This window comes from Streptomyces sp. NPDC006326 (assembly GCF_040612915.1).
Lineage (GTDB): Bacteria > Actinomycetota > Actinomycetes > Streptomycetales > Streptomycetaceae > Streptomyces.
In genome coordinates this window covers 1-4,809 of record NZ_JBEXRC010000103.1, presented here as the reverse complement: position 1 = coordinate 4,809, position 4,809 = coordinate 1, and the positions used below count along the sequence as shown (strand labels likewise).

Here is a 4,809-nt window from a genome sequence, read left to right as displayed (position 1 = left end):
GAAGCCCTCCAGATCGGCCCCGACGCCCCCATCATCACCACCGACGCCCGCCACCGCGCCGACGCCAAGAGCGCCCTCATCACACTCGTCGAGCATGCCCTGATGGCCCGGCTGAAGTAGCGGCGTTTCCGAGGGGCTTTCGTGAAAGATCGTGAAGGCTCGTGAAGGCGGTCCGTGTCACGTGAAGGCGGGCTGTGTCCTACGACACGGCCCGCCCTTCTCGTTCATAACGTTTCGACAGAGAATTGCCGCCGATTGGACACAGGGTGCGGTCGCACGGTGCCGCTGCGCTCACAACGCGGCCCGTTTTTGCGACGGGTAGCTCTCTATGTCCGATTTATGCGGGACATAAGGTTCTGTGAATGGCCGATTTCAAGTGTTTGGAACACGGCCGTTAACCGTGCTGGAATTCAACTAACTAGCTAGTAGCACCGCCGAGAGGTTGTTGGTCGAGTGAGGCGAAGCAACTCACGCCCCGCGGTTGAACCCGCGCGCGGCAACTTCACCCCGCCGCAGCGCGCGGGCGCGCCGTCCGTCGACGCGCCCGCGGACCCGCCGGCGAAGAGTGGCAGTACCAGCAGGTTCTCGCCCCGCAACTGGCGTGTGCCGACGCGTCTGAACGCCATCCTGCTCGTGCCCGTCCTCGTCGGACTGGTCATGGGCGGCTTCCAGGTGAAGGGCTCCCTCGACACCTGGAACGAGGCCAAGGACGCCGAGAAGACGGCCCGCATCGTCCAGGCGGCAGCGGAATACGGTCAGGCCCTGCTCAACGAGCGCGACCTCAGCGCCGAACCGCTCCTGAAGGGCGACACCCGCAGCGACACCGTCGCCAAGGCCCGTGCGGCCACCGACGCCGCCCAGCTGAAGTTCGGGCAGGCCGTCAAGGACGTCCCGAAGAACCAGGGCCTGGAACGGCGCCTCGAACTCTTCCGCCAGGAGGAGCCGAAGCTGGAACTGGTCCGCAAGTCGGCGTACGTGGCCCCCGAGTCGGCGAAGAAGAACCCGCCGCAGCAGCTGGGTCCGGTCCCGACCGAGGACGGCTACCTGCTCGTCCAGCACTACCTGATGCAGTTCTCGAACGAACTGGGCCTCGGCACCGGCAACGTGACGAGCTACGGCCGCATGGTCTACGCGATCGAGCTGGCCAAGGCGGCCAACTCGCTCCAGCGCGCCATCGGCACACACCTGCTGGTCCGGCCGAACCCGGACGAGGAGGTCCGCAAGGCCCAGCTCGTCGCCTTCTCCTCGTACGCCTACCTTGAGGAGATCGCGGTCGGCGAGTACGTCTCCGCCGGTACCGAAGAGGACACCAACCGCCTCAAAGAGGTGATGGGCAAGAAGTCCCAGGAGGGCGCCGCCAAGCTCGCCGAGGCCAAGACCCAGGCCGAGCAGGCCGGCACCCCCTTCAAGGCCCCGCCCATCGTGAACGGCTCCGCGCTCACCGGTATGACCGAGGCGATAGCCGGCGGCGAGAAGAACACCAAGCTGGCCGCGAACGGCGTCACCCCGGCCGCCTGGCAGTACGGCGCCACGGCCAAGTTCGAGGGCTACGCCGAGATCGAGAGGGACCTCCTCGACAAGGCCGTCAAGGACGCCGTCGCGGTCTCCGACGAGGCCCGCAACGACGCCATCTGGACCGGCGCCATCGTGGTCGTGGCCCTGCTCGCCGCCTTCATCATGGCCGGCATGATGGCCCGCCAGATGAGCCGCGCGATGCGCCACCTGCGCACCGCCGCGTTCGACGTCGCCGAGCAGCGCCTGCCGATGCTCGTCGACCAGCTCTCGCGCACCGACCCGGGCAAGGTCGACACCCGTGTCGCACCGATCCCGATCGACTCCCAGGACGAGATCGGCGAGGTCGCCCGGGCCTTCGACCAGGTCCACCGCGAGGCCGTCCGGCTCGCCGCCGAGCAGGCCCTGCTGCGGGGCAACGTCAACGCGATCTTCACGAACCTCTCCATGCGCAACCAGTCGCTGATCGAGGGCCAGCTGACCCTCATCACCGACCTGGAGAACAACGAGGCCGACCCGGACCAGCTGGAGAACCTCTTCCGCCTGGACCACCTGGCCACCCGCATGCGGCGCAACGGCGAGAACCTCCTCATCCTCGCGGGCGAGGAGCCGGGCCGCCGCTGGGACCAGCCGGTTCCGCTCGTCGACGTCCTGCGCGCCGCCTCCTCCGAGGTGGAGCAGTACGAGCGCATCGAGCTCTCGGGCGTCTCGGAGGCCGAGATCCACGGCCAGGCCGTGACCGACCTCGTGCACCTGCTCGCCGAGCTCCTGGAGAACGCCACCACGTTCTCCTCCCCGCAGACCAAGGTCCGCGTCAACGCCACGCGCCTGCCCGACGGGCGCGTCATGGTGGAGATCCACGACAAGGGCATCGGCCTGACCGCCGAGGACTTCGCGGACATCAACCACAAGCTGGCCAACCCGCCGACCGTGGACGCCGCGATCTCCCAGCGCATGGGCCTCTTCGTGGTCGGCCGGCTGGCGGACCGCCACGGCATCCGCGTCCAGCTGCGCCCCTCGGGAGAGGCGGCGGGCACCACGTCGCTGGTCATGCTGCCCGACGCCATCACCCACGGTGGTGGTGGCGAGGGGATCCCGGACGACGACTTCACCGTCTCCTCCATGATCCCGCAGCAGCAGGCGCAGCACAGCACCCCCATGCGTACCGCTGCCGAGCTCGGCTTCGACGACTCGCGCTACGACAACCAGGGCGCCGACGGGGCCCCCCTCGACCCGGTCAGCCGGTCGCTGGGGCAGCAGGAGCGCCGGGCCGCGCTGGAGGCCCAGGTCGGCTACGGCCAGGACCAGGGCGAGTACGCCGAGCAGGAGTATGCGGAACCGCAGCCGGAGCACGGGTACCAGCAGTACCCGGAGTACGAACAGCAGTCCGAGCAGGGGTACGAACCCGCGTACGACTCCCGGCAGGCCCAGGCGGCCCCGCAGGGCTACGAGGCCTACCCGCAGCAGGACTACGGCTATGCGGAAGCCTCATACCAGGACGGTGGCCAGGACGCCCAGGCGTACGACGACGGCTACAAGTCCCAGTCCCAGCACGCCGAGTGGCCGGAGCAGAACTCCTACTCCGGCGGCTACCAGCAGGGCTACGGGACCGAATCGGAACCCCTCCCCGCTCCCGAACGCGCCGCGGACCGCGTAGGCTTCGACCGTCCGGGCGCCGCTGCCGACACCGGCCACGAAGTGACCGGAGCGGGCCTGCCGCGACGCGGCAGCCAGCAGCAGTGGCAGTCGGGACAGCGGGAAGCGGAGTCCACCGGATCCCTCTTCGAGCAGCGGCCGCAGCGACAGCAGCAGCCCGCCGCCGCGGAGCGGGACGAGGAAGGCAGCGGCTGGCGTTCGAACAACGACGAGCGCTGGCAGCAGGCCGCCAAGCTCCGTGAGCCGAAGGCGGGCGGGATCACCCCGTCCGGTCTCCCTCGGCGGGTGCCCAAGGCCAACCTGGTCGAGGGCGCGGCGGAGACGACCCCGCAGGGCGGCCCCCAGGTCTCCCGCGCCCCGGAGGACGTCCGCGGCAGGTTGAGCAACCTGCGGCGCGGTGTCCAGCAGGGACGCAGTGCGGGTTCCGAGCAGTCAAGTAACAGCTATGACCAGGAGCGTTAGTGTGAGCCCGATGAGCCAGGCGGCACAGAACCTGAACTGGTTGATCACCAACTTCGTGGACAACACCCCCGGGGTGTCCCACACGGTGGTGGTCTCCGCCGACGGCCTTCTTCTGGCGATGTCCGACGGTTTCCCGCGCGACCGCGCCGATCAGCTGGCGGCCGTGGCCTCCGGTCTGACGTCGCTGACCGCCGGAGCCTCCCGCATCTTCGAGGGTGGCGCCGTCAACCAGACCGTGGTCGAGATGGACCGGGGATTCCTCTTCCTCATGTCCGTCTCCGACGGGTCCTCGCTCGCGGTGCTCGCGCACCCCGAGTGCGACATCGGCCTCGTGGGCTACGAGATGGCCCTCCTCGTGGACCGTGCCGGCAGTGTCCTCACCCCGGAACTGCGCTCGGAGCTGCAGGGAAGTCTTCTCAACTAGCAAACAGGCAGTGCGTTTCGCGTCATCGCACCATAGGGTGCGGTGGCGCGGTTCCACAGGGAGTACTGCGTTCTTGGAGTCGGAGGAGGAAACGTGACAACACCCGGAGGACATCCTTATGGCGGCGCGCAGCAGCCGCAGGGTGGGCACGACCAGAACCGCTTCAACTTTCCGTCCGCTCCCAGCCGGCCCGTGCCGGAGCAGAACCCGTACCAGCAGCAGCCGTACGGCCAGCCCCAGCAGCCCCAGCAGCCGCAGGCGCCCCACCGGGTCCCGCAGCAGCCTCCGCGGGGCTCGCAGCCGCAGGCCCCCAAGGCGCACAACCCGCTGGTGCGTCCGTACGCCATGACCGGCGGCCGTACCCGGCCGCGCTACCAGCTCGCCATCGAGGCGCTGGTCAGTACCACGGCGGATCCCGCGCGTCTGCAAGGGCAGTTGCCCGAGCACCAGCGCATCTGCCGCCTGTGCCAGGAGATCAAATCCGTCGCGGAGATCTCGGCACTTCTCTCCATTCCTCTTGGTGTCGCCCGCATCCTCGTCGCCGACCTGGCGGAGGCGGGCCTTGTCGCCATTCACCAGCCCGGCGGCGACGAGTCTGCCGGTGGCCAGCCAGATGTGACACTGCTCGAAAGGGTGCTCAGTGGACTTCGCAAGCTCTAACGGCGGAGCGGCTCGCTCCACCACCTCCGCGAAGATCGTGGTGGCGGGCGGCTTCGGCGTGGGCAAGACCACGTTCGTCGGCGCGGTCTCCGAGA

3 protein-coding genes and 2 pseudogenes are annotated in these 4,809 nt (G+C 69.0%); all 5 read left to right on the top strand.

The genetic code is table 11. From position 1 onward, the window contains the following. Positions 1–120, top strand: a pseudogene (locus ABZ128_RS35380) (ATP-binding protein); the annotation flags it as partial. A gap of 333 nt (positions 121–453) precedes the next feature. After that, the gene (locus ABZ128_RS35375) at positions 454–3,630 is read left to right on the top strand and encodes a nitrate- and nitrite sensing domain-containing protein (protein WP_356853996.1); all 3,177 of its coding nucleotides are present in this window, start codon (positions 454–456) and stop codon (positions 3,628–3,630) included. Between the two features lie 10 nt (positions 3,631–3,640). Then, the gene (locus ABZ128_RS35370) at positions 3,641–4,054 is read left to right on the top strand and encodes a roadblock/LC7 domain-containing protein (RefSeq protein WP_008739857.1); all 414 of its coding nucleotides are present in this window, start codon (positions 3,641–3,643) and stop codon (positions 4,052–4,054) included. Between the two features lie 93 nt (positions 4,055–4,147). Continuing rightward, a complete protein-coding gene (locus ABZ128_RS35365; RefSeq protein WP_356853994.1) occupies positions 4,148–4,714 on the top strand; it encodes a DUF742 domain-containing protein in 567 nt (188 codons plus the stop codon). After that, positions 4,695–4,809: pseudogene (locus ABZ128_RS35360) on the top strand (ATP/GTP-binding protein); the annotation flags it as partial. The gene ABZ128_RS35365 and the pseudogene ABZ128_RS35360, both read left to right, overlap by 20 nt.

What these genes read in the sequence shown, in the direction of transcription:
- ABZ128_RS35370 (WP_008739857.1), top strand. Translation starts at nt 3,641, where the DNA reads ATGAGCCAGGCGGCACAGAACCTGAACTGGTTGATCACCAACTTCGTG.